This is a genomic window from Massilia sp. R2A-15, assembly GCF_030704305.1.
GTDB lineage: Bacteria > Pseudomonadota > Gammaproteobacteria > Burkholderiales > Burkholderiaceae_D > JAFCUW01.
In genome coordinates this window covers 1,725,173-1,749,997 of the sequence record NZ_CP131935.1, presented here as the reverse complement: position 1 = coordinate 1,749,997, position 24,825 = coordinate 1,725,173, and the positions used below count along the sequence as shown (strand labels likewise).

The window sequence follows — 24,825 nt, the reverse complement described above, 5'->3', positions numbered from 1 at the left end:
CAATGTCAGGACACGGTTTCCACGTACACGGCCCGCACGACCACGCGGTTGAACACGCAGCGCACGGCGGCGACAGCTTCTCGAACAACATCGCGGTCATGACGGCGATCCTGGCCACGGTCGGCGCCCTGTTCGGCTACCTGGGCGGCTCGACGCAGAACGACGCGGCGCTGTTCAAGAACAACGCGGCGATCGACAAGACCGAAGCGGCCAACGCCTGGAATTACTACCAGGCCAAGTCGAGCAAGCAGAACCTGGCCGAGATGGCGATGACGCTGCCAGGCGTCGATCCCGCCAAATACAAGGCCGACGTGGCGCGCTACGAATCCGAGAAGGGCGACATCAAGAAGAAGGCCGAGAAGTTCGAGGCGTCGTCTACCGAGTGGAACCACAAGTCCGACGCGGCGATGCACCAGCATCACCAGTGGGCGCTGGCCACCACCGCCGAGCAGATCGCCATTTCGCTGGCCGCGATCACCCTGCTCACGCGCAAACGCTGGCTGATGATCGGCGCCTACGCCGTCGCCGCGGTGGGTGTGGCGCTGGGCGTGTTCGCCTGGCTGCACATCGATCCGGTCGGCGCGCTGCTGGGCGGCGCGGCGGCCCACTGACCCGCACGTCGTTCCCGCCATTGGCGAGAACGACTTCCTGCGCAGGCAGGAACCCATACTGAGCTTGCTCCACCTTTTTTCTCGCTCAGCATAGGTACCTGCCTTCGCAGGTACGACCGGCAACAGTATTGTGCGACAGCAATCGCCCGTTGTCGGCTAAGCTGGCTTAAAGTTTTTTCACCGGATTGCGGACATTTCTGCGAAAATCCGCTTCTTATTTTCTTCGGTGCCGTGAGCAGCATCCCGCCCTGGCCGGCGCGGACTGCCCTCACGGCGCTTCGCTTTGGAGTTGCCATGAAATTTCGTTTCCCCATCGTCATCATTGACGAGGACTTCCGTTCCGAGAACACCTCCGGCCTGGGCATTCGCGCCCTGGCCGAAGCCATGGAAAAGGAAGGCATGGAAGTGCTCGGCCTGACCAGCTACGGCGACCTGTCGCAGTTCGCGCAGCAGCAGTCGCGCGCGTCGGCCTTCGTGCTGTCGATCGACGACGAGGAATTCGGCGGCGGCTCGCTCGAAGAAACCGACTTCGCGCTGACCGCGCTGCGCTCGTTCGTGCAGGAGATCCGCCACAAGAACGCCGACATCCCGATCTACATCTACGGCGAAACGCGCACCTCGCGCCACATCCCCAACGACATCCTGCGCGAGCTGCACGGCTTCATCCACATGTTCGAGGACACGCCGGAATTCGTCGCGCGCCACATCATCCGCGAAGCGAAGTCCTACCTCGACGGCCTGGCGCCGCCGTTTTTCCGCGCGCTGGTCAACTACGCCAACGACGGCTCGTACTCCTGGCACTGCCCCGGCCACTCGGGCGGCGTGGCCTTCCTGAAGTCGCCGATCGGCCAGATGTTCCACCAGTTCTTCGGCGAGAACATGCTGCGCGCCGACGTCTGCAACGCGGTCGAGGAACTGGGCCAGCTGCTCGATCACACCGGCCCGGTCGCCAAGTCCGAGCGCAATGCGGCGCGCATCTTCAACGCCGACCACTGCTACTTCGTCACCAACGGCACCTCCACCTCGAACAAGATGGTATGGCACTCGACCGTGGCGCCAGGCGACATCGTCGTTGTGGACCGCAACTGCCACAAGTCGATTCTGCACTCGATCATCATGTGCGGCGCGATTCCCGTGTTCCTGATGCCGACCCGAAACCACCTGGGCATCATCGGCCCGATCCCGCTCGAAGAGTTCACGCCCGAGTCGATCGCCCGCAAGATCGAAGCCAATCCGTTCGCCCGCGAAGCCGTCAACAAGAAGCCGCGCATCCTCACCATCACCCAGTCCACCTACGACGGCGTGGTGTACAACGTCGAGACCCTGCGCGAAATGTTGGACGGGAAGATCGACACGCTGCACTTCGACGAAGCATGGCTGCCGCACGCGACCTTCCACGACTTCTACAAGAACATGCACGCGATCGGCCGCGACCGCCCGCGCGCCAAGGAATCGATGATCTTCTCGACCCAGTCGACCCACAAGCTGCTGGCCGGCCTGTCGCAGGCCTCGCAGGTGCTGGTGCGCGAGTCGGAATCGGTCAAGCTCGACCAGGACGCCTTCAACGAAGCCTACCTGATGCACACCTCTACCTCGCCGCAGTATTCGATCATCGCCTCGTGCGACGTCGCCGCCGCGATGATGGAAGCGCCGGGCGGCACCGCGTTGGTGGAAGAGTCGATCTTCGAAGCGCTCGACTTCCGTCGCGCGATGAAGAAGGTGGACGCCGAATTCGGCAACGACTGGTGGTTCAAGGTCTGGGGCCCGGACACCTTCTCGGAAGAAGGCATCGGCACCCAGGAAGACTGGATGATCCGCGCCGAGGATGACTGGCACGGCTTCGGCAAGCTGGCGCCGGGCTTTAACATGCTCGACCCGATCAAGGCAACGGTGGTCACGCCCGGCCTGTCGCTCGACGGCCAGTTCGGCGAGTCCGGCATCCCGGCCTCGATCGTCACCAAGTACCTGGCCGAGCACGGCGTGATCATCGAGAAGTGCGGGCTGTACTCGTTCTTCATCATGTTCACGATCGGCATCACCAAGGGCCGCTGGAACACGCTGGTCACCGCGCTGCAGCAGTTCAAGGACGACTACGACAAGAACCAGCCGATGTGGCGCATCCTGCCGGAATTCGCGCAGGCCAACCCGCGCTACGAGGCGATGGGCCTGCGCGACCTGTGCCAGTCGATCCACGACTTCTACAAGGCCTACGACGTGGCGCGCCTGACCACCGAGATGTACCTGTCGGACATGATCCCCGCGATGAAGCCGTCGGACGCATTCGCCAAGATGGCGCACCGCGAGATCGAGCGCGTGGCGATCGAAGACCTCGAGGGGCGCATCACCGCGATCCTGCTGACGCCTTACCCGCCGGGCATTCCGCTGCTGATTCCGGGCGAGCGCTTCAACAAGACCATCGTCGACTACCTGCGCTTCGCGCGCGACTTCAACGAGCGCTTCCCTGGCTTCGAGACCGACGTGCACGGCCTGGTCAAGCGCGAAGTGGATGGCAAGCGCGGCTACTTCGTCGACTGCGTGAAGAGCGACGGCGTTCGTCCAATCCGATAGCATGCAAGTACGGGGTCTGGTCCCGCGGACCTGACCCCATTTTCAGATTGCCCGTATCTGTTCCCAAGTGGTCACCCCCTGCAGTATCTTCTCGATCCCATCCTGCCTGAGCGTACGCATTCCCTGCCCAATGGCCGCGCGCAGCAGTTCGGCGGCCGTGACCTTAGCGTGAATCATTTGCTTGATCGCCGCCGTGGCGATCAGCAGCTCGTGCACACCCACCCTGCCCTTGTACCCGCTGTTGTCGCAACGCGTGCAGCCCGGCGCCCTCTTCAAGTGAATCCTGCCGTCCGCATCGCCGTGGCGCGCGCGCCATTGCGCCTGCACCGCCGCGGGCTCTAGTTCGGTCTCGAAGCAGTAGGCCTGCGCCAGCACGCGGATCTGCTCGTCGGAGGCCACAATCGCCTGGCTGCATTCGCTGCACAGGCGCCGCACCAGCCGCTGCGCCAGCACCGCGATCAGCGCATCGGCAAAGTTGAAGGGATCGAGTCCGAAGTCGAGCAGGCGCACCATGCTCTCGGCCGCGCTGTTGGTGTGCATCGTCGACAGCACCAGGTGGCCCGTCAGTGAAGCCTCGATCACCGTGCGCGCCGTCTCGGAGTCGCGCGTTTCGCCGACCATGATGATGTCGGGATCGGCCCGCATCAGGCAGCGCAGCACCGCGGCGAAGCTCCAGCCGATCTTGGCCTGGACCTGCACCTGGCGCAGCCCCTCCTGGACGATCTCGATGGGATCCTCCACCGTCCAGATCTTGTTCGACGGCGTATTGAGCCTGGCCAGCAGCGCGTGCACCGTGGTGGTCTTGCCCGATCCCGTCGGCCCGCACACGAACAGCAGGCCTTGCGGCTTGCCGGCCAGTTCGCGCAGGTGTGCGAGCACGTCGGGCGCGAGCCCCAGCGCGTCGAGCGAAACCGCCGTCGGCGGCGTCAGGATGCGCATCACGATGTCCTCGGCGCCGCCCGAAGTCGGCACGGTGGCCACCCGCAGGTCGACGCGCGCCAGCCCCACGCGATCGAAGCTCACCTTGCCGTCCTGCGAATGGCGCTTCTCCGAGATGTCCAGCTGGCTCATGATCTTGATGCGCGAGATTAGCCCGTCCTTGAACCTGGCCGGCACGTCGGAATAGTGGAACATCACGCCGTCCTTGCGGAAGCGCACGCACACCGGCCGGTCGCCGCGCATGGTCTCGATGTGGATGTCCGAGGCGCCGTACTCGATCGCTTCCATGACGATCATGTCGACCAGGCGCACCACGGCGCCATCGGCCTCGCCGGTCGAATCGATCTCGGGCAGGACCATCATGTCGGCGTCGGCGCCGCTGCGCCGCGTGGCCAGCTCCGAGATCTTCTTCGGCGCGCCAAAGCCGATGCCGCAGTGCTCCATTACCTCCGCCAGTTCGTCGGCGCCTGCCATCACCGCATCGATCTTCAGCTTGGTGTAGAACGCCAGCTCCTGCAGGGGCTCGGTCGCCAGCGGGTTCTCCACTGCCACCACCATGCGCGTATCGGTGCGAAACAGCGGCAGGATGCCGTGCTTGCGCATGAATTCCTCGTGCATGGCGTTCACCAGCACCGGCTCCAGCTGGAACTTGAGCACGTTCACGTACGGGATCCCGAGCCGGCGAAACAAGGCGCGCCGCACGACGAAGGAATCGACGATGCCCATCTGGACCAGGATGTTCCCCAGCGGCGCCTTCTGGTCGGCCAGCTGGCGGTCGAGCGCCAGCGCAAGGTGGCTCTTCGATATCAGTCCCTGCTCGAGCAGCGCTTCGCCGAGTTTGAGCTTGACCATTTCCTCGCGGTCGCGCAGGACGGCTTCGAGCTGCTCGCGCGTCGTGATGAATTCCCATTGCAGGTACTGGCTGATCCTTGTTGCGCAATGCGGCGGCTGGTCGCTTTCTGCGCTGGTATTCACGCGGCCTCCCCGATCGACATGAAATATCGATTTTGCATAACAGCGCACTTTCTGTTGTTGACCGCGCCGGGGCGCGCGCGAAAAAAAAGAGCCCGAAGGCCCTTTTTTCCATCAGCTTGCAACATCAGGCCTTCGGCAATGTCACACCGTGCTGTCCCTGGTATTTTCCGCCGCGATCCTTGTACGACGTTTCGCATACCTCGTCGCTTTCGAAAAACAGCACTTGCGCGCAGCCTTCGCCAGCGTAGATCTTCGCCGGCAAGGGCGTCGTGTTGGAAAACTCCAGCGTGACGTAGCCTTCCCATTCCGGCTCGAACGGCGTCACGTTGACGATGATCCCGCAGCGCGCATAGGTGGACTTGCCGAGGCAGATGGTCAGCACATTGCGCGGAATGCGGAAGTATTCGATGGTGCGCGCCAGCGCGAACGAGTTCGGCGGGATGATGCAGACATCGCTCTTGATATCGACGAAGGAGTTTGAATCGAAGTTCTTCGGGTCGACGATGGTGCTGTTAATGTTGGTGAACACCTTGAATTCGTCGGCGCAGCGGATATCGTAGCCATACGACGAGGTGCCGTACGAGATCACCTTGCGTCCGTCGCCGTCCTGGCGCACCTGGCCCGGTTCGAACGGCTCGATCATGCCGTGTTCTTGCGCCATGCGGCGGATCCATTTGTCGCTTTTGATAGTCATCGGTTCGCAGTTCCATGGTGAGGTGGGATGCCCGGGATTTTACGCGAAAACGCCCACTTCCACTCAGTCGGCCTGCTCACCAAGCAGCCTCGCGATCATCTCGCGCGTCAGTTGCGCGGCCAGCTCCGGCGACTCCATCGGGAACAGGTGGCCGCCTTCGATCCGCGCGAAATTGCCGCCGACCAGGCGGCGCGTGGCATCGAGTCCCGCCTGGCGCAGCTCCACCGAATCGGTACCGCCGACGAAGCCGATCGGCACGGGGAACGGCGGTTCCACCAGCTTGCCCAGGTGATGCGGCAGCGAGCGGTAGATTGCCGTCTCCACGTCGCGCGAAAAGCGCAGCTGCACGCCGTCCAGATGCGGCGCCAGCCCGTGTTCCATGTAGTCCGCCAGCACGCCAGGCGCCCACGCCGCGAAGATATCCTTAGCCGCGAAGTGCTCGTACGCGGCCTGTGCATCCGGCCAGGTGGTGCGGCGCCGCTGCGAAAATTTGGCGGGCGAGAAGCTGTCGTCCCAACGCCGCGCTTTCGCCACCCGCAGCAGCCACGCGCGCCAGCCGGCCACCACCGGGGAATCGAGCATCACCACGCAGCGCGCCAGTTCGGGACGCTGCTTGGCCGCCATCAGGCTGAGCATGCCGCCCAGCGAGTGGCCGACGAGGATCGCGGGCGACGGGTACTGCTCGAGCTGGGCAATCAGTTGCGCGACCAGGCCGGGCCAGCCGTCGGATACCGGAAACACCGGATCGTGGCCAAGCATGTCGCTCGCGTGCACATCGAAGTCGTCGCGCAAGCCTTCGAAAAAACGGCGGTACACGCCGGCGGGGAAGCTGTTCCCGTGGGTGAAATGAAGCAGTGGTTTTGTCATGTTCGCAATTGTAATGCGCGTGCACGCTACAGTAGTAGAAGGATTCCCCTATACGCCGGCCGTGCTGGCCGTCAGGGTATCGGCTGCCGATGAGTTTGTGTATTTACATCGGGTTCGATTACACTTGATTCATAGGCGAGAGAATTCGCCCCAACAGCCCCAACAGTTAGGAGGGTTTTTTCATGGAAAGACGCAATACAAACATCCTGTCGACCTTGGTCGACGCGGGGAACTGCTGTGCCCCTTAGGGGAGTTTATTTGTTTGTTTTTGCAGTTGTCGTTTGGCGAAGTACAGGTCTTGATCCTAAGTCGATATTGTTCTGGTTCAATATCTTCACCCAGGTCGATTGGGAATATTTCATTTCCCGCGCCGCTGTCATCGTTGCCCTTTTCATGTTTTTCGCTCACCTGAGAAAGGTATTCGAAAAAATGTTAAGTCAGTTCAACCCAACGCCGTGGGGAGCCAACGTAATTTCATGGGCATTGGCCTTATTGGTGCTGTATGAGGCGTACCACACCATGACCCATCTCTTGCAGGCGTAAAAAACTACAATCCAGTTAGACGCTAATAAGAAAAATACGAATTGCAAGCCGGCGATAAGTCCGGCTTTTTTTTGCCTCAGACCTGAAAAAAGACATCCTTTTGCGGCACGTTCCTCCGCATGATTAATGTTCGTACCAGTAACGTGCATGGTCGCGCCGATACTCGCTGGCAACGACCACATTTCCGAATTGCAGCTGAATTGCGCCCGATTCGTCGGTGCGCATGCGGGCGATGCCCATCTCGCGGTATCGCTCGTAGACCTCCGCCTTTGGATGGTGATATCGATTGCGGTACCCGACCTGGAATATGCCCAGCGCCGGCTGCACCGCCCGCAAGAAGCCCGGCGTCGACGATGTGCCGCTGCCGTGATGCGGCGCGAGCAGCACGTCGGCGCGCAGCTGGCCGGCGGACGCCAGCACCAGCTGCGCTTCCTGCGCCGCTTCGATGTCCGCCGCCAGCAGGACCGCGTGCTTGCCGGCGCTGATGCGCAATGTGCAGCCGCGCGCGTTCGGCTTGAGCGCGGCATTGTCGTAGCTGGCCAGTGTCGGCTGCAGCATTTCGAACTGCACGCCGTCCCAGCTCCATTGCTGGCCCGCCGCGCAGCGCGAGTGCGTGCCGGCGGCGCGCACGATGGGATGCGCCGGCGGCAGCGACGACGCTACCCAGCCGACCTTCACGGCGGCCATCACGGCCAGGGCGCCGCCGGCGTGGTCCGCGTCGCTGTGCGTGATGACCATGCCGTCGAGCCGGTCGATTCCGCGCGCCTTCAGGTAAGGCCCGATCACGCGGTTGCCGCCGTTCGCGTCCGGCGAGTACAGTGGTCCGGCGTCGTACAGCAGCCGGTGGCCCGATGTTTCGATCAGCAGCGCCATGCCCTGCCCGACATCGAAGGCGGTGACTGCCATCTCTCCTTGCGCCGGGTGCGACGGCAGGCTGGCCAGCAACGGCAGCCATGCCGCGGCGCCGGTCCAACGGTGCGGCCATCCGCGCGGCGCCAGCATCCACAGGGTTCCGGCGAACGCAAAGCAGAACACCCACGGCGCCGGCGTCGGCGCGCTCCATACCGCCAGCGGGCTTGCGGACATCCATTCGAGAAAACCAGCCAGGCCTTCGACCGCAAAGTGGGCAAGTGCGAGCAGCGCGCCGGACAGCGGCGCCGGCGCCATGCTGCCCGCCAGCGCCAGCGGCGTCACGACGAAACTCACCAGCGGGATCGCCACCGCATTCGCAATTGGGCTGGCCAGCGAGACCTGGGCGAACAGCAGCATGGTCAGCGGCACCAGCCCAAGCGTGACGACGTATTGCGTGTGCGCGCCCAGCCGCAGCGCGGCCTTGAACCCGGCCTGCCGCGCGCCCACCCGGCCGACGGTCGCGTACAGGATCACCGCCACCGCGCCGAACGACAGCCAGAAGCCTGGCCAGAGCACTGCCCAGGGATCGAGCAGCACCACCAGGCCGAGCGCCGCGCACAGCACATGGGAGACGCTGGCGATGCGGCCCGACCACAGCGCCGCGGCGACCACCGCCAGCATATAGAGCGTGCGCTGGGCGGGGACGCCAAAGCCGGCCAGCAGCACGTACAACAGCGCGGCGCCGGCGCCCGCGAGCGCAGCGACCTTTTGCGCCGGCAGCATCAACGGCAACTGCGCGCCGGTGAAGAAGGAGCGCCTCCACAGCCAGCCCGCCAACAAGGCAAACACGCCGGCGATCATCGTGATGTGCAGGCCCGAGATCGAGATCAGGTGGCTGATTCCGGTGCGGTTGAATACCGTCCAGTCGGATTGGTCTATCGCGCGCTGGTCGCCGACAACCAGCGCCACGATCACGCCGGCGTACTGCTTGCCCGGCAGCGCCGCGAGAATGCGGTCGCGCAGCGTGGCCCTGCAATGCTCGACCAGGTTGCCGATGCTGAAAACGAAGCTGTCTAGCCGGCGATTGGCCTCGCCGGCAGGCCGCACGTAGCCGGTCGCTCGCACGCCCTGCTCGAGCTGCCACACTTCATAGTCGAAACCGTAGGGGTTGGCGTTGCCGTGCGGGCGCTGCAGCCGCACCGTCAGTTGCCAGCGTTCGCCGGGCTGCACCGCGCCGACCTGCTGGACCTGGTCGCGAAAGCCGGCGTACCAGGCCAGCGACACGCGCGGCGGCACCGCCATCGGCTCTCCCACCACGCGTTCGACGGCGAAGTTGAACCGGACGCCCTGCTCGAACCGGTATGGCAGGCTGTCGATGGTGCCCACCAGCGTGACATCACGGCCTTCGTCTTCCTTCGCCAACTGGGGCGCCAGCGCCAGGTGGGCGATCAGCGCGGCCCAGCAGAAACCCAACAAGGCGCCGGCTGCGGCCGCGCGTACCGCGCCGCGCAAGGCCAGGAGCAGCGCCAGCGCCACTGCCGCGCACACCGCCATCAGCGCGCGATCGGGCAGCTCGCCCATGGTCTGGAGCCAGGCAGCGCCCGCCACGAATCCGAGGATCGCACATCGCATGGGTCAGCACCGAAGACGCAAATGCGCCAGTGTGGACCAATGCGCTCACATCGATATTGCGCCAGACCGGAAGTCGAGCAAAAAGGCGGCTTTAAAAGCGGAGAATGGGGTCAAGTCCGCAGGACCAGACCCCGGTCTGCTGCCGTTCCGGGCCGGGATCCTTCGGGCGAGACTCCATGCCCGATGCTAGCGAGGGATGTTTATTCTCATGAAATCGACCAGCACCTTTGTCAACTCGGGCGCGAGCGGCAGCGCCGGGTCGAAATAGGAAGGAAATGGAGGGCTTTCGTTGGGGGCGACCATTTTCAACACATGGTTCATACCTGGAATGACGGCCAGCTGCGCCTGCGGCCGCGCCTTTTTGAGCAGCTCCGCCTCGCTGACGGCGACCTGCACGTCGGTCGTCCCTTGCACGATCAGCACAGGCACGGTCAGCGCGGCGATGCTTTGGGCCGGATCGTAGCGGAACCAGGACACCAAGTAAGGCTGCACGCTCAAGCGGTACAGCACCTGCAAGCTCGCGGGAACCGCGGAAGTCGTCCGTCCTTGCTCCAATTCGCTCAGGATCGTCTCGCTCTGCGCGGCCAGTTCGCCGCCCAGCTTCGTGGCCAGTTGCGCCCGCAGCACGGCGGACGCGGGCCTGCCGGCGCCGGCAAGGGAAACGAATGCGCTCGCGCCAGCCCTGCGCGCGGCCACCATGCCGATCAGCGAGCCTTCGCTATGGCCGATCACGGTCACCGATGAAAAGCGTGGATCGCCCTTCAGTTTGGCGATCCAGGCGGCGGCATCGTCGATGAAATGGTCGAAGCGCACATCCTTTTCCTGGCTCCCGGCGGCGGCGCTGCCAGCAAGGCCGCGCTTGTCGTAACGGACGCTTGCGAACCCGGCCTCGCCTAGCGCCTGCGCCAGCAGCATCAGGCTGTTGTTCGCGCCGGGGAACATCGCGCTGTTGCCATTGCGGTCGGTTGGCCCGGAGCCCGCTATGATCAGCGCCACCGGCACCGGCCCTTTCGCCGCGGGCAGCACCAGGCTTCCGGCAAGCTGGCCGGTAGGCGTGTCGAGCGAGATCGCGACGACGGCGGTCGCCGCCCTTGCTTGCGCGGACGAGGCGATCAGGAAAGCCGCAAGTGCGGCATAGACCAGGCGCAGGAGATCAGGTTTCAAGGTGGGCACTCCCTTTCAATCAGTTTGCATAACACCTAGCGAGTCTCGATCCGTTCTTCCCTCGTTGTCAAGCGCCTCCGACGCAACTTCGTGTGCACAGCGACCCGAAAACCCACGATAATCGTTTGCATGAGCTGCGCCATCTTCGACCACGCGTATTTACCGGCACCCGGATCGCCATGACCTATCTCGATTTCGTCAGACTGTTTTCGTCGCCCCCGACCGCGCTCCTGATTTCGGCGTTCGTCGTGTCCGTCTTCTGTTTCCTGTTTTTCCTGATAGGGAGCGTCAAGTCAGATGGCGCGGCCTCGTCGTACTGGAAGCGGCTGGGCCTTGTGGCCGAAGTCTGCGTGGCCGTCGGCCTGATCGGGCTGGCGACTTTCGCCGGCAGGATGAAGATCAGCGCCGACCACCAGATTCTGGAGCACCGCGTCCGGATGGCGCAGGCCGCGGTCGACGAGCATTTGCGCGTTGTGATCATCGAAAACTGCGTGCCGCTTCCGGCAAAGCGCGCGCTGGCGCCCTTCAACCCGGCCGTCGTCAAAAAGGAGCTGTGCACCGTCGCGCGCGCCTACGGCAGCGCCACCGGACTAGCCGGCGAACGGGAACTGGCCGAACGCTCCCTGCGCGATTTCAGCAAACGCTATCCGGGCTGCATACCGAACGTTTTCACCAGCCATTCGGATTGCGGCGCTCCCGTCGCCGAAGCGGGCAGGCTCGCCGGCGAGATCGCGGCGCTGGAGGCCAGCAAACGCGCAGCCCGCGACGACGAGGCGATGGCGGGGCTGCTGGAGAGCCCGAATGCCTGGGGATTCCTGTTGCTGGCGTTTGTCGTGGCGGCCATCGGCGTGGCGATCAAGTGCGCCCGCGCCGCCGCCGAGGTGTCGGAATCACGGCGGTAGCAGGCGCGCCAGCCGGGGCAGCGCGGCGAGCGCGTTGTCCCACGTCGCCATGGCCACCTGCGCAGGCGTCATGGCGCGCATCTCGGCCAGCACGGCGCCAATGGCCGGCAATTGCTCTGGGCTGTTGCGGGCGGGATGAATCCATGCCGGCGAAATGTCCGGCGCATCGGTTTCGAGCACGATGGACTCCAAGGGCAGCGTGGCCGCGAGGCGCCGGATCTGCAGGGCGCGCGTGAACGTCATGGCGCCGCCGAAGCCAAGCTTGAATCCCAGGTCGATGTAGGTTTGCGCCTGCTGGAAGCTGCCATTGAATGCGTGCGCGATGCCGCCGGCAGGCCTGATCTGGCGCACATGCTTGAGCACCTGGTCCTGCGAGCGGCGCACATGCAACAGCGCCGGCAGGCCGAAATCGCGGGCGATGCGCAACTGCTCGCGCAGGAAATGATCCTGCTTCTCGCGCATCGCCGGTTCGCACAGCATCGGGATAAAGAAATCGAGGCCAATTTCACCGATGGCGACGAAACGGGGATCGTCCATCGCCGCCTCCACCAGGGCGCGCAGCGCGGCCAGGTCTTCCTCGACCGCGTTTGGAACGCACATCGGATGAATGCCAAGCGCGTAGCTGGCGTTCGGCGCCGTCGCCGCAAGCTGGGCGACCGGCGCGAAATTGTAGCGGTCCACGGCCGGAATCACGATCATCGACACGCCCGCCTTGCCGGCCTGCTCGGCCACCGCCAGCGACTCGCCGCCGAATTCGTGCGCGTCGAGATGGCAATGGGTGTCGATCCACATGGCGGGCCTTATTCGGGCTGCAGTCCGTTGTCGGTCAGGCGGAACACGCGGTCGCAGCGGCGCGCCAGCTCGATGTCGTGGGTGACGATGACAAACGCCGTGCCCAAGGTTTTCGACAGTTCCAGCATCAGGTCGAAGATCGACTGCGCCGTGGCGTGGTCCAGGTTTCCGGTCGGCTCGTCGGCCAGCACGCAGGCCGGCTGCGTCACCAGCGCGCGCGCCAGCGCCACCCGCTGGCGTTCGCCGCCGGACAGCTCGCCCGGGCGGTGCGCCACCCGCTTGCCCAGCCCGACCCGCTCCAGGATCGCCTGCGCCTTGGCCACCGCGTCCGCGCGCTTTTCGCGGCGGATCAGCAGTGGCATCGCCACGTTGTCGAGCGCCGAAAACTCCGGCAGCAGATGGTGGAATTGATAGACGAAGCCCAGCGCCTCGTTGCGCAGGTCTCCGCGGCGGGTTTCGGACAGTGTCGCAAAATCCTCGCCGAGCAGCGTTACCGAGCCCGTGGTCGGCGTATCGAGGCCGCCCAGAAGGTGCAGCAGCGTCGATTTGCCCGAGCCGGAGGCGCCCACGATGGCGATGCGCTCCCCGGCGCGGATACTGAAATCGACGTGGCTCAGCACCTCGACCGAATAGTCTCCCTGCCTGAAGGTCTTGCCCAGGCCGCGGCACGCCAGGACCGGCATATTGGCTTGCTTATTCATAGCGCAGCGCCTCCGCCGGCTTCACGCGCGACGCGGCAAAGCTTGGATACAGCGTGGCCACAAAGGCCAGTATCACGGCCAGGCCGCCGATCTTGGCGACATCCGGCCAGCGCAGGTCGGACGGAACGGTGCTGATGAAGTAAATATCTTTGGACAAAAACTGCACTCCCAACAGGTGTTCGATAAACGGCACGATGACGTCGACGTTCAAGGCGACCAGCACGCCGAAGCCGACCCCGATCGCCGTGCCCATCAGGCCCACCAGCGCGCCCTGGATCATGAAGATCTTCATGATCGAACGCGGCGAGGAACCCAGCGTGCGCAGGATCGCGATGTCGGCCTGCTTGTCGGTCACCGTCATCACAAGCGTGGACACCAGGTTGAACGCCGCGACCGCGATGATCAGGGTCAGGATAATAAACATCATCTTCTTTTCGGTCTGTACGGCCGCGAACCATGTCGCATTCTGCTGCGACCAGTCGCGCACCACCAGATCGCCGGGCATGCTGGCCTTGAGTTCCTGCGCCACCTGCGGCGCCTGGTGCATGTCGGCGATGCGCAGGCGCAGGCCGGACGGGGCATCGAGCCGCTCCATCTTTTCCGCGTCCTCAAGGCTGATGAACGCCAGGCCCGAGTCGAATTCGTAGTGGCCCGCCTCGAAGATGCCGACCAGCGTGAATGTCCGGGTGCGCGGCAGCATGCCGGCCGGCGTGGTCTGCGCCTGCGCCAGCAGCATCGTCACCTTGTCGCCCATCGACAGGTTCAGCGCGCGCGCCAGGGCGTAGCCCATCACGATGTTGAACGATCCTGGCTTCAGGTCGTCGAAGCTGCCCGCCTTCATTTGCTTCGCGACGTCCGATACCTTGGTCTCTTCCGACGGAATCACGCCGCGGATGATCGCCGGGCGCATCACGTCGCGCACCAGCATGCCCTGGGTCTCGACGAACGGCGCCGCGCCCTTGACCGCCGGGTTCCTGAAAGCGTCCTGCACCGACGTCTGCCAGTTGGGCAGCGCGCCGCGCGGATCGAACACTTCGATATGCGCCAGCACCGACAGCATGCGGTCGGTGACTTCTTTCTGGAAGCCGTTCATCACCGACAGCACGACGATCAGCGCAGCCACGCCAAGCCCGATGCCGGCCACCGAAATGAGGGAGATGAAGGAGATGAAGCTGTTGCGGCCACTGCGCTTGCCGGCGCGCGTATAGCGCAGGCCGACCAGCCATTCGTACGGCAGTTTGTGGATGATACTCATGGGCTCCGACGGGAAATTCGTGTGAGCCCGAAGTGTGCCACACAAAGCGCATCGCCGACAGAGGTTGTCACAATTGAATCGCGGTGCGCGAATTTCCGGCCGGCGCGCCCGATGGCCTACAATGTCGGCCATGATCGAAATAACGCTTGTCCTGCCGTTCGCCCTCCCCCCGCCCGAACTCGCCCCCGACCTGGTACGCGCCCTGCAGGCGCCCGGGCTGGCCGCGCTGTTGTCGCGCACCTCGGCCAATCGCGCCCTCGCCGCCGATTCCGACGCGCGCGCCCTGCCGCACGAACTGTGGCTCGGCCGCGCAATCGGGCTGTGCGACGGGCGCAGGCTGGCGTTCGCCGCGGCGGCGATGCGCGGCTTCGGCCTCGATCCCGCGGGCGGCGCCTGGATGATCGTCAATCCGGCCCACATCGAAATCTCGCGCACCTACCTGATGATGGGCGACACGCGGCGCCTCGGACTCGTGGACTCGCATTCGCGCGCGCTGTTCGACAGCGCCAAACCGTATTTCGACGACAGCGGCCACACCCTGCTGTACGGTGACGCCCACACCTGGTTCATGCGCGCCGGCGCCTGGGCGGCGCTGGACACTGCCTCGCCCGACGCCACCGGCGGCATGAACCTGACCGACTGGCTGCCGCAAGGCGAGCATGCGCTCGACTACCGCAAGCTGCAGAACGAAGTGCAGATGCTCTGGCACCAGCATCCCGCCAACGTCGAACGCGAAGCGCGCGGCTGGCCGGCGATCAATTCGTTCTGGCCGTGGGGCGCCGCCGATGCGGGCGACATGCCATCGGCTCCATTCGCATGCGCCGGATCGCCGCCCTGGCTGTCGGCGATCGCGCAGCAGCACGGATCGTTCGCCGGGCTGCTGGCCGGAGCGGACAATCCAGCGCTGTTCTGCGACGGGCGCCTGGCCGAAGCGGCGCTCGCGACCGACTGGGCCGGCTGGCTGCAGCACATGCAACAGCTCGACCAGGACACCTTCATGCCGCTGCTCGACGCCGTCACGAGCGGCCGTGCGGCCAGGGCACGGCTGGTGCTAAGCCACCGCAACGCGCTTGCCGAATTCACCACCTCCGCGATGGCGCAACGCAAATTTTGGCGCCGCCCGACCTTAGACCGACTGCTTCCATGACCCGCATTTCCACCCGTCCCTGTTCGTTCCGTACTTCCGAGATGCTGCGCCAGGGCGGCGTGCATCCCGTCCTCGCGCGCCTGTACGCCTCGCGCGGCCTGACCGACACGCGCGAGCTGTCGAGCGAACTGGCCGCGCTGATGGCGCCATCGGGCTTGCGGCATATCGACGCGGCCGCCGTGTTCCTGGCCGACTCCATCGCCGCGGGCAAGAAGATGACCATCGTCGCCGACTACGACTGCGACGGCGCCACCGCCTGCGCCACCGCGCTGCGCGGCCTGCGCGCAATGGGCGCGACGGTCGACTACATCGTGCCGAACCGCTTCGAATACGGTTACGGGCTGACGCCGGAGATCGTCGAACTGACCGCTCGCGAGAAGGCGCCCGACATCATCATCACCGTCGACAATGGCATCGCCAGCATCGACGGCGTGGCCGAGGCCAACCGGCGCGGCATCGAAGTGGTGGTGACCGACCACCACCTGCCGGCCGACACGCTGCCGGCCGCGCGCGTGATCGTCAACCCGAACCAGCCAGAATGCGGCTTCCCCAGCAAGAACCTGGCCGGCGTCGGCGTCGTGTTCTACGTGCTGCTCGCGCTGCGCGCCGAGATGCGCCGGCGCGGCATCTTCGACGCCCAGACCCAGCCCAAGCTCGACAGCCTGCTGGACCTGGTCGCGCTGGGCACCGTGGCCGACGTGGTGCGGCTCGACCCGAACAACCGCATCCTGGTCGCCCAGGGCATCAAGCGCATGCGCGCCGGGCGCATGCACCCCGGCGTCGCGGCGCTGTTCCGGGTCGCCGGCCGCGAAGCCAGAAGCGCCTCGCCGTTCGACCTCGGCTTCGCGCTCGGCCCGCGCCTGAACGCGGCCGGCCGGCTCGACGACATGTCGCTCGGGATCGAGTGCCTCGTCACCGACGACGAGGGGCGCGCGTGGGCGATCGCCCAGCAGCTCAACGAGATCAACCTGAAGCGCCGCGAGATCGAAGCGGAGATGCAGGACGCCGCGCTGTTGCACCTGGACGCGTGGCAGCCGGCCGACAGCAGCACCATCAGCGTGTTCGACGCCGGCTGGCACCAGGGCGTGATCGGCATCGTCGCCTCGCGCCTGAAGGAGAAATTCTTCCGTCCGACGATCACCTTCGCGCCCGGCGCGGACGGCTGGATCAAGGGATCGGGGCGCTCGATTCCCGGCTTTCACCTGCGCGACGCGCTCGACCTGGTGTCGAAACGGGCGCCGTCTCTGATCGACAAATTCGGCGGCCACGCAATGGCGGCCGGCCTGACGCTGCGCGCCGACGCCTTCGACGCGTTTTCCGAAGCGTTCGAAGCGGTCGGCAAAGCCTGGCTCAGCGAAGCGCAGCTCGAACGGGTGATCGAAACCGACGGCCCGCTGGAAGATGCGTACTACACTACTCAATTCATCGAGCTGGTGGACGGCCAGGTCTGGGGCCAGGGCTTTGCGCCGCCGGTCTTTTGCGACGAATTCCGCGTCATCAGCCAGCGCATCCTGAAAGAGCGCCACCTCAAGCTGCTGCTCGAACGGAATGGCCACCGCTACGACGCAATCTGGTTCGGACACACCGCATCGCTGGGCGAACGCGCGCGCGTGGCGTTCCGGCTCGACGCCAACGAATACAACGGCGTCACCAAGGTACAGCTGATGGTGGAGCACGCCGAGCCGCTCTGAAATCCCGCTCCTGCGAAGCCAGGCAGGACAGGCTTTTTCAGCCTCCGACAGCTATGTGTAGTAATAGGTTGCCGCCCAGCGCCCTTTCATTACACTTGGCTTCAGAACGGGTGATTTTTCGCCCGCAGCCCCTGTCCGGAGGAGCCACCATGACCCTGCATGTGCCTTCGTCCCTGCTGCTGCAGGCCGGCGAAAACCATGAGGCGCAGCGCTTCCTGCTCGCGTCGACGGAATGGATCGACCTGCAGACCCGCGTCCAGGCGATGCTGGCCCTGCCCTCCGGCCTCGGCGAATTCGAGGAACGCTATGGCGATGCCTCCGGCGTCCAGATGAAGCAGTGCTTCGATGCGATGCACAAGCTGCAGCAGGCCGCCACCCGCTACGGCAGCCCGAAACGCCTGCGCGCGCGCATCCTGAACGACCCGCTGTTCCTCGCGAAAGCGGCGCGTCCCCGCAACGAGGCCCTGGCGGCGACGGTATGGACACTTGAACATGCGCACGAGGATGCCCTGGCGCTGGCGGCGGCATTCAGCGCCATTCCCGCCCTGGCCCGCAGCGGATCCGCGGGCGAGGCCTGCGCGGCCATCAGGGCGCTGTTCCTCGGCGAGGGCCGGATCATCGACCGCATGCACCAGACGATCGACCAGCTCAATGTCCTGATCGGGGAATTCCAGGCGATCGAAAGCGAACTCGATGCCGCGCAGCTGTCGATGACGGCGTTCACCGAGCGCGGATCGCGCATGCGCTCCAGCCTGGACAAGGAAATCGGCGCCCTGCAAGTGGGCGTGGTCGCGCTCGAGCGAGCGCGCGAAGCGGCCTACCAGAAGTGGCTTGCGCTGGCCATGTCCTCCTGCATCGTGCCCGGCACGATCGCCATTGCGGGGACCATGCTGATGGTCACGCTTGCCCTGCCGCCGGGCGCCGCCAGCTTCGCCATCGGGCCTGCCGCCGCCGGCCCCAGACCGCAGCGTCGGCGGCGGCGCTGGCCAATGCGGCCGCGGCCTCGCGCGCGGCGTACGACAACCTGGTTGCGGACTTGCAGGCGGAAAGCGACTTCTTCGCCACCCAGGCCTGCTTCCGCGCCGACCTGGGTGCGCTCGACCACCTGATGAAATTCTCGCTGCCCGATTCGAGCGGCGTGATCGGCGACCTGGTCGCGCTCAAGCACGGCTGGACCGGCGCGATCCGCGAAATGAGCGCGCGCGCCAATGAACTGAGTGCCGCCAACCTGCACAGCGCGGCCTGGCTGGACGAGCAGGTTACGACGCCGGCGGCGAACAGCTGGTCGCTCCTCGATGGGGCCATCCGTGCGTTCGTGGCCGGCTCGTTCCTCGAAGCGGAGCCGGTCGATTTCGGCGGCGTCCTGCCACGCGACGACGGCGCCTGGCAGAGCCACTTCACCTTCCGCAAGGCCGCCTGAGATGAGGCAACAATCTTGAATGCCGCCGCATTGTCCGCCCCGCCGTCGATCGGCCCGCCGTCAGGGATGCTGGCGTACGTGCCGCCGGGCCATCCGGCCCGCTTCTCCCTGTGCTGCGACGCCTGGCACGACTTGCTGGCGTTCCTGAACGCCGCCTGCGCCCTTCCGGCGGCGACGCGCGGCTCCGGGCCGATGCAACTGGCCCTTGCCGCCGCCGAGCAATGCGGCAATCCGGGCGCAATCCGCGCTGCGTTGCGCGAGTCGCCGTCCCTGCTCGACGCCTGGGAGGCGCCGGCCGGCATGGTCGCCCACACCGCCTGGCTCGCAAAACGGCTCGCCGACGCCGCCGGCATGCTTGCCAGCGGATTCGAGAGCGCGCTGCGCAACCTGCCCGACGTGCCGGCAAAGGAGCAGGCCGCGGTGCTGACGGCCTGGCTGTTCGATCGCGCGGTCGGCCCGGTGCCGCTTGCGCAGGCAATGGCGGCCGAAACCGAGAGGCTGGTCTCGAAGTTCCGCGGGCTGGAAGGCAGCATCCTTCGCTGCAGCCAGGATCTGGAATTGGAAGTGAGCGTTCCGCGCGCGGCCAAGGCGGTTGGGGGCATCCTCGGCCGGCTGGTGTTGCTGGAGGCGGCGTGGGTCCAGGTCCATTCGCACATGGCCCTCTTCGGTAATAGCATCAACGAAGCGCATGTGGGCGCGCAGCCCTTCCTCGATCCGGCGCGGTCGCGGCGCGCCATCGCGGCGTGGAAAACAGTCGGCGAGGCCTGCGGGCGCTTTGCCGCTTCGCTTGGCTACGACGACGAAGGCACCCACCGGAGGCAAGCATGACGTTTATGCCAGATACGAGCGCGGTCGCAGCGGCGACATTATCGGCGGCGCACGCCGTCTCGGTGCCGTATGCCGCGCTCGAACGCCGTGGCGACGGCTGCGCGCTGGTCTTCGCGAGCACGTCGTGGCGCCATCTCCAGACCTGGATTTCCCTGGCCAGGGAACTGCCCGCCTCCGCCGGCGGCGAGGACGGCGCGGGACAGGTGCTCGACAACGTGCGCGACGCCGCCTGCGCATTCGGGTCGCCGGCGCTTGTGCTGCAGCAGTTGCGCGGCCAGCCCGCTGCCTTGTCCGGCGAGCTGGCGCCCGAGCGGCCGTATGCCGCGGTGATCTGGTGGACTGGGGGCCTGCAGGAGGCGGCCGGCCTGACCGCGTCCATCCTGCAGCGGATGGCCAACGCGCACGACGGCGCCGACGGATCGCGCAATCAACTGCGCATGCTCGGCGCGATCGCCGATCAGGCCAGGCGCAGGATCGCGCCGCTGCTCGACGGGCTAACCGACGCCAGAACAGCGCTGCTGGACGCGAATCGCGCCCTGTCCGAAGCCAGCGCCCGGGTCGGCGAAATGCTGCTGCAACGCCAGGATGCCGTCACCGGCGCGCACGAACGCGTCAGCCGGCTGGAGCGTCAGCTCGCCCGGCTTGGCCTGTTCAACGCCCATCGCAAACAGGCGGTGGTGTCGCGGCTCCATGCGATGCAGCGCGATCGCGCCGCCGCCATGCAGCGCGAGCACTGCATCGAGGTCCAGCTGCGCGCCTTCGACGCCCTGCTCGATGAAGGCGCCTGGATCGGGCCGGCGCTGGCCGATGCGCTCGAATCGCTGGAAAAGCTGAGGACCGCGTGGACCCGTTTTGGCTCGGGCATGACGCAGCTGTCGGTCGAAGCGTCCGACTGGGAATTGGCCGATCCGCGCTGGCTGGAGCGCACGCTCGGCCTGGCCGATGCGGTGCGGCAGTGGACCGCGCTCGAGCGCGCCGCGCGCGATTTCATGGCCGACCTGCTGCCCGCGGGATCCGTCGAGAGAGTGTGAAGCCCGCCGCGGCTACGGCTTCTTGCAGTCGCAAACGTCCGAGCCGCGGTCGAACACGATGCGCCACCGTCCCGGGGCTTCCAGGCGCCAGATCGAGCTGAATCGCGAGACCAGCTTGCCGCTGGGGTCATACACCGGCCCGCCGCTGATGGCCAGCGTTCCCGAGTCGAGCACTTCGACCTGGTCCGGCTCCCATGAGAACGGCGCGGCGGGCTTGTCGAAGAAGCGCTTCCAGCCCCTCGCCACGGCCTCCTTGCCGCGCATCGGCGGCGCCGGATCGTTGAAAAACACCGCCTCGTCCGACAGGAAGCTGGAAAACGCCGCGTGGTCGCGTGCCTTCATTGACGCCGCGAAGGCGCGCTCGGTGTCGGTGACCTGCTGCTTCAGTTCCGCATTGGTGGGCGCCGCGGCGCCCGCGCCCGCGGCTAACAGGGCCAGCACGATGCCGGCGGTCGAGGATAGAAGGCGCATCGGTCGCTCCTGGTGTGAAGGATGCCCCATTCTGGCACAGGGATGTCCGGACGACAACATCGGGCCGCTTGCGCGCGTGCCGGAAATGGAGTATAACTTCTCCATAACCGGAGCCATCATGAACCTCGCCTACGCTTACCCGAAGAGCCGATTCGAACCTGCCGTGCTGGTCGACCTGAATGCCAGGGCCGAGCGCGAGCGCTTGTCCAAGTCCGCGCTGAAGGGCTTCTTCAAGCTCGCCGCCGCCTGGAAGCTGCGCGACGAAGATGCCCGCGAACTGCTCGGCGGCCTGTCCTCGTCCGCCTTCTACGAGTGGAAGAAGAACCCCGACCGCGTGCTCGAAGTGGACCGCATCACGCGTATTTCCTACCTGCTCGGCATCTACAAGGCGCTGCACATACTATACGGCGACAAGCTGGCCGACGAATGGGTGGCGCTGCCCAACAAGAACCCGATATTCGCCGGGCGCACGCCGCTGTCGCAGATGCTGGCCGGCGGCCTGCTGGCGATGCAGACCGTGCGCAAGCTGCTCGATGCGCGCCGCGGAGGCCTGTAACCTTGGCTCTCCTGCCGGTGACTCCGCTGCGCCAGTTCGACACCTGCCGCCTGATCCCGTCGCGATTCGCCGACCTGGAAGACTCGGTGCTGGCGCCGCTGGCCGAAGACGACGACATGCTGCGCGACCTGTTCGACCTCGATAACGCCACCAACGAGCGCCTGCGCGGCGAATACGGCGGCCTGCCCGGCATCGGCGTCGATGAACTGGTGTTCGGCGTTCCCAATTTCCGCATCATCAATGCCGCGTACACCTATCCCCGCCCGGAAGGCAGCCGCTTCAACGACGGCGAGCGCGGCGCCTGGTACTGCGCCTTCGAGCCGGAGACCGCGCTAGCGGAGATCACCTTCCACAAGACCGTCGAGTATCAGGAAATCGGCCGCTTCGACGACAGCGTCAGCTACCAGACCATGCTGGCCGACTTCACCAGCACCTTCCACGACCTGCGCGGCGCGCGCAACTTCACGAAAACGCTGGCGCCCGACAGCTACATCGCCTCGCAGGCGCTGGCCGAAGAGCTGCTCGAGGGCGGCTCGATGGGTATCATCTATCCCAGCGTGCGGCGCGCCGGGGGCACCAACCTGGCCTGCTTCCGGCCGGCGCTGGTGGGCAACGTGCGCAAGGGCAGCGCCTATCGGTTAACATGGGCGGGTTCGCCGACTCCGGTCGTCGAGTCCATCTGACTTTTACCACAGCGCCATGAAGACCAATCCAGACAAAGACATCGAACTGCACAACAAGATCAACAGCGAAACCGCGCGCCTGCCGTGGGCCGAGCTGGCCCGCCATTTCGCGCAGGGATCGGTGATATTCGTCAGCCCCGACCTCGACCTGATCGACGTCGCGGTGCGAATTTCGCACGACGACAAGGACAGCATCACGCGCTGGATGGGCGAGGGGAAAATCGGCAAGGTGACCGACGAACAGGCCCTGGCCTGGGGCGAGGCAGAGGCCCAGCTATGGACGTCCGTGGTACACCCGTTCATCCTGGTTCAGCAGGAACGCAAAACGCTCAACTGACGCGGGTGTTCAGGGTCTGACGGGGACGCCGAGTCCCCGCGGAGTCAGACCCTGGCGTTGCGGTTCAGCGCGACAAATCCACCGCGTACAGCGCATACCCCTTGCCGCCGCCATCGTCGGCGCGCAACAGCGACACATTCTCCAGCCCCGCCTGGCGCGCCACCTCCAGCATCCCCGGCGCCGAATGAAACACCACCGGGCCGGCCGTCTTCAACTTCGCAAAATGCCAGCTGCGCTGCGCCCCGTGCGCGGCCAGCGTCAGTTGTTTCGACGCCTTGATCCAGTTGATCAGCACTTCGCGGTTGGTGTCCGGCGACGCGAACACGGTCTTGCTGCCGTCGAGGCCAGGGAATCCCCCGCCGCCACTGGCCCGGTAGTTGTTGGTGGCGACGATGAACTCCTGCCCCGATTCGACCGGCTTGCCGCGGTAAGCCAGCTTGCCGACCCGCTTGCCGGGCGGCTGGGTGATGTCGATCTCGTAGCTGAAGTCAGCCGACGTAATCGTATCGAAGTTATAGCTCGGGAAAGATGGGTTGACCAGCTCCTGAGGCGCCGCCTTTGACGGATCGATGGTGTTGAAGCGTCCCGCGCCGTGTTCCAGCCAGGCTTTCAAGCCGGCGCCGTCGACCTTCACCGCATACAGCGTGTTCGGATACAGGTACAGGTCCGCCGCGTTGTTCAGCGCCAGGCTGCCGGCGCGCACGTCGGTGAAATCGCTGACGCCGGCCGAACCGCTCTTGAATGCCGACGCCATCGACAGCACCGGCAGCTTCGCGTACTGCGGCAGGTTCGCCTGCACATACTTCGTCACGTAATCTGCCTGAGCGTGGTTCACCGGCGCGATCGCCGATTCGTCGCCAACGTCGGCGAAGTAGCTCGACATGCGAAACGCGCTCGACCCAACCGGCGTCTTCACGTATGCGATCGTGGCCTGGTGTTCGTTGGCTACCAGCGCCGCGATTTCCGGATCCGGCGCCGCCGACTGCGCGCTGCGCGCCTCGACCGTCGTCTGGCCCTTGTCCACTACCCAGTGCGCCCCGTCGTATTTCAGGTGCAGCCCGATCACGCCCAGGTGCTTGCCCCACAGGTTCGCCATCGTGGTCGGCACGCCGTTGACCAGGCCGTGCGCCTTGTCCACGCCCGGCAGGTTGAACTGCGCAACCGTGCTGGCGGCGTTCGGAAAGATCTGGTGCGAATGCCCGATCAGCATGGCGTCGATGCCGGGAACCTGCGACAGGTGCCAGTTGCCGTTTTCGATATCCGGCGTGTAGGGACTGTTATCCAGGCCGCCGTGCGAAATCGCGATCACCACGTCGGCGCCCTCGGCGCGCATCTGCGGGATGTACTTCATCGCCGTCTCGCGGATTCCCTCCGTGTAGACCTTCCCGTCGAGCCAGCGCTTGTCCCACGCGACGATGGTCGGCGGGGTGAATCCGATGATGCCGACCTTGAGCGTCGCGGTGACCGGCTTGCCGCTCGCATCCAGCGCGCTGACCTGCTTTGCGATGATCCGGTACGGCGCGAACAGCTGCTTGTGTGTCTTGGTGCTGTAGACGTTTGCCAGCACTTGCGGGAAGGCCGGTCCGGCGCAGCGCGGCTTGGCCGGATCGAGGCCTTCGACGTCGAACTGGCTGCCGGTGACCTGGCTCAGGTAACCCAGGCCGTAGTTGAATTCGTGGTTGCCGATGCCGCCGCCCTCCACGCCCAGCTTGTTCATCACCTTGTACACCGCCAGCGTTTCGGAACATGGCAGCGGCGCGACAAGGGCCTGGTAGTCGGCCAGCGCGGTGCCCTGGATGGTGTCGCCGTTATCGAGCAGCAGCGTGTTCGGGAACTCCGCGCGCGCCTTCTTGATCAGCGTCGCCGTGCGATCGAGGCCGAACGACGGATCGGGCGCCAGCTTGTAATAATCGTATCCAAGCACGTTGGAGTGAACGTCGGTGGTCTCCAGCACCGCCAGCGTGGCAGTCGCCCCGGCGGTCACTGGCGAATGCACGGTGGCGCAGGACGCGAGCAGCAGCGGCGTCAAAACGATGCAGGTTTGATAAGCGAAACGAAGATTCATGGGGCAGTCCGGATGGTCAGATCGCAAACATCATACGGTAACGGCGGCGCTGCGATCAAGGCGATTGGCGCGCGGTGGGGTATAATCGAAGGTTCGATTCA

23 protein-coding genes are annotated in these 24,825 nt (G+C 65.6%); 13 read left to right on the top strand and 10 right to left on the bottom strand.

The genetic code is table 11. The features are described from left to right. The first annotated feature begins 2 nt into the window (after positions 1–2). Both Q4S45_RS07945 and Q4S45_RS07940 read left to right on the top strand, forming a co-directional pair. Positions 3–611, top strand: coding sequence for a DUF4337 domain-containing protein (locus Q4S45_RS07945; RefSeq protein ID WP_305510735.1), 609 nt, complete (start codon positions 3–5; stop codon positions 609–611). Positions 612–905: 294 nt separating this feature from the next. Next, complete coding sequence (locus Q4S45_RS07940) at positions 906–3,179, top strand: arginine/lysine/ornithine decarboxylase (RefSeq protein WP_305510734.1); 2,274 nt, start codon at positions 906–908, stop codon at positions 3,177–3,179. 42 nt (positions 3,180–3,221) lie between these two features. On the opposite strand, the gene Q4S45_RS07935 is transcribed toward Q4S45_RS07940, so the two are convergent. The 3 genes from Q4S45_RS07935 to Q4S45_RS07925 form a co-directional block, all read right to left on the bottom strand. Continuing rightward, the gene (locus Q4S45_RS07935) at positions 3,222–5,093 is read right to left on the bottom strand and encodes a GspE/PulE family protein (RefSeq protein WP_305510732.1); all 1,872 of its coding nucleotides are present in this window, start codon (positions 5,091–5,093) and stop codon (positions 3,222–3,224) included. A gap of 124 nt (positions 5,094–5,217) precedes the next feature. Next, the gene (gene dcd / locus Q4S45_RS07930; protein ID WP_305510730.1) at positions 5,218–5,787 is read right to left on the bottom strand and encodes a dCTP deaminase; all 570 of its coding nucleotides are present in this window, start codon (positions 5,785–5,787) and stop codon (positions 5,218–5,220) included. A gap of 63 nt (positions 5,788–5,850) precedes the next feature. Continuing rightward, positions 5,851–6,654 (bottom strand): alpha/beta fold hydrolase, encoded by an 804-nt coding sequence (locus Q4S45_RS07925; RefSeq protein WP_305510728.1) that lies wholly within the window; start codon positions 6,652–6,654, stop codon positions 5,851–5,853. 258 nt (positions 6,655–6,912) lie between these two features. On the opposite strand from Q4S45_RS07925, the gene Q4S45_RS07920 reads away from it, so the two are divergent. Next, the gene (locus Q4S45_RS07920) at positions 6,913–7,197 is read left to right on the top strand and encodes a hypothetical protein (RefSeq protein ID WP_305510727.1); all 285 of its coding nucleotides are present in this window, start codon (positions 6,913–6,915) and stop codon (positions 7,195–7,197) included. Between the two features lie 123 nt (positions 7,198–7,320). On the opposite strand, the gene Q4S45_RS07915 is transcribed toward Q4S45_RS07920, so the two are convergent. Together Q4S45_RS07915 and Q4S45_RS07910 are read right to left on the bottom strand one after the other, a co-directional pair. Beyond that, the gene (locus Q4S45_RS07915; RefSeq protein WP_305510726.1) at positions 7,321–9,681 is read right to left on the bottom strand and encodes a DNA internalization-related competence protein ComEC/Rec2; all 2,361 of its coding nucleotides are present in this window, start codon (positions 9,679–9,681) and stop codon (positions 7,321–7,323) included. 186 nt (positions 9,682–9,867) lie between these two features. Next, positions 9,868–10,854 carry an alpha/beta hydrolase gene (locus Q4S45_RS07910; protein WP_305510724.1) on the bottom strand — a complete coding sequence of 329 codons (987 nt, stop codon included), beginning with the start codon at positions 10,852–10,854 and terminating at the stop codon, positions 9,868–9,870. 170 nt (positions 10,855–11,024) lie between these two features. Between Q4S45_RS07910 and Q4S45_RS07905 the strand changes: the two genes are divergently transcribed. Beyond that, positions 11,025–11,747 carry a hypothetical protein gene (locus tag Q4S45_RS07905; protein ID WP_305510722.1) on the top strand — a complete coding sequence of 241 codons (723 nt, stop codon included), beginning with the start codon at positions 11,025–11,027 and terminating at the stop codon, positions 11,745–11,747. Here the strand turns inward: Q4S45_RS07905 and Q4S45_RS07900 are convergent. From Q4S45_RS07900 to Q4S45_RS07890, 3 genes are read right to left on the bottom strand one after another with little or no spacing between them, the layout of a single operon-like run. Beyond that, on the bottom strand, positions 11,736–12,539 hold the full coding sequence (locus tag Q4S45_RS07900; RefSeq protein WP_305510720.1) for a TatD family hydrolase: 804 nt from the start codon (positions 12,537–12,539) through the stop codon (positions 11,736–11,738). The two genes, Q4S45_RS07905 and Q4S45_RS07900, sit on opposite strands and share 12 nt — an antisense overlap. Positions 12,540–12,547: 8 nt before the next feature. After that, entirely contained in the window at positions 12,548–13,240 is a 693-nt protein-coding gene (lolD, locus tag Q4S45_RS07895) for a lipoprotein-releasing ABC transporter ATP-binding protein LolD (RefSeq protein ID WP_305510718.1), read from the bottom strand. Continuing rightward, complete coding sequence (locus Q4S45_RS07890; RefSeq protein ID WP_305510716.1) at positions 13,233–14,495, bottom strand: lipoprotein-releasing ABC transporter permease subunit; 1,263 nt, start codon at positions 14,493–14,495, stop codon at positions 13,233–13,235. Before Q4S45_RS07890 ends, lolD begins: the two co-directional genes overlap by 8 nt. Before the next feature lie 130 nt (positions 14,496–14,625). Here Q4S45_RS07890 and Q4S45_RS07885 point away from each other — a divergent pair, with 130 nt between their 5' ends. The 6 genes from Q4S45_RS07885 (at position 14,626) to Q4S45_RS07860 (ending at position 20,612) form a co-directional block, all read left to right on the top strand. Continuing rightward, positions 14,626–15,642 carry a hypothetical protein gene (locus tag Q4S45_RS07885; RefSeq protein WP_305510714.1) on the top strand — a complete coding sequence of 339 codons (1,017 nt, stop codon included), beginning with the start codon at positions 14,626–14,628 and terminating at the stop codon, positions 15,640–15,642. Then, positions 15,639–17,333 carry a single-stranded-DNA-specific exonuclease RecJ gene (recJ, locus tag Q4S45_RS07880; RefSeq protein WP_305510713.1) on the top strand — a complete coding sequence of 565 codons (1,695 nt, stop codon included), beginning with the start codon at positions 15,639–15,641 and terminating at the stop codon, positions 17,331–17,333. The genes Q4S45_RS07885 and recJ overlap by 4 nt, the downstream gene beginning before the upstream one ends. Positions 17,334–17,482: 149 nt before the next feature. Beyond that, on the top strand, positions 17,483–18,442 hold the full coding sequence (locus Q4S45_RS07875; RefSeq protein ID WP_305510711.1) for a hypothetical protein: 960 nt from the start codon (positions 17,483–17,485) through the stop codon (positions 18,440–18,442). Next, positions 18,442–18,753, top strand: a complete 312-nt coding sequence (locus Q4S45_RS07870; protein ID WP_305510710.1) for a hypothetical protein — start codon at positions 18,442–18,444, stop codon at positions 18,751–18,753. The genes Q4S45_RS07875 and Q4S45_RS07870 overlap by 1 nt, the downstream gene beginning before the upstream one ends. 15 nt (positions 18,754–18,768) lie before the next feature. After that, on the top strand, positions 18,769–19,581 hold the full coding sequence (locus Q4S45_RS07865) for a hypothetical protein (protein WP_305510708.1): 813 nt from the start codon (positions 18,769–18,771) through the stop codon (positions 19,579–19,581). Beyond that, on the top strand, positions 19,578–20,612 hold the full coding sequence (locus Q4S45_RS07860; RefSeq protein ID WP_305510706.1) for a hypothetical protein: 1,035 nt from the start codon (positions 19,578–19,580) through the stop codon (positions 20,610–20,612). Before Q4S45_RS07865 ends, Q4S45_RS07860 begins: the two co-directional genes overlap by 4 nt. A gap of 12 nt (positions 20,613–20,624) precedes the next feature. Here the strand turns inward: Q4S45_RS07860 and Q4S45_RS07855 are convergent, their stop codons facing one another. Next, positions 20,625–21,083 (bottom strand): nuclear transport factor 2 family protein, encoded by a 459-nt coding sequence (locus Q4S45_RS07855; RefSeq protein ID WP_305510704.1) that lies wholly within the window; start codon positions 21,081–21,083, stop codon positions 20,625–20,627. A 118-nt stretch (positions 21,084–21,201) separates the two neighbouring features. Here Q4S45_RS07855 and Q4S45_RS07850 point away from each other — a divergent pair, with 118 nt between their 5' ends. From Q4S45_RS07850 to Q4S45_RS07840, 3 genes are read left to right on the top strand one after another with little or no spacing between them, the layout of a single operon-like run. Next, complete coding sequence (locus Q4S45_RS07850) at positions 21,202–21,639, top strand: antitoxin Xre/MbcA/ParS toxin-binding domain-containing protein (RefSeq protein WP_305510702.1); 438 nt, start codon at positions 21,202–21,204, stop codon at positions 21,637–21,639. 2 nt (positions 21,640–21,641) lie between these two features. Next, on the top strand, positions 21,642–22,322 hold the full coding sequence (locus Q4S45_RS07845; RefSeq protein WP_305510700.1) for an RES family NAD+ phosphorylase: 681 nt from the start codon (positions 21,642–21,644) through the stop codon (positions 22,320–22,322). A gap of 16 nt (positions 22,323–22,338) precedes the next feature. After that, positions 22,339–22,659, top strand: a complete 321-nt coding sequence (locus Q4S45_RS07840; protein WP_305510698.1) for a DUF2288 domain-containing protein — start codon at positions 22,339–22,341, stop codon at positions 22,657–22,659. A 64-nt stretch (positions 22,660–22,723) separates the two neighbouring features. On the opposite strand, the gene Q4S45_RS07835 is transcribed toward Q4S45_RS07840, so the two are convergent. Continuing rightward, positions 22,724–24,724 carry a bifunctional 2',3'-cyclic-nucleotide 2'-phosphodiesterase/3'-nucleotidase gene (locus Q4S45_RS07835; protein ID WP_305510696.1) on the bottom strand — a complete coding sequence of 667 codons (2,001 nt, stop codon included), beginning with the start codon at positions 24,722–24,724 and terminating at the stop codon, positions 22,724–22,726. Positions 24,725–24,825 lie beyond the last annotated feature (101 nt).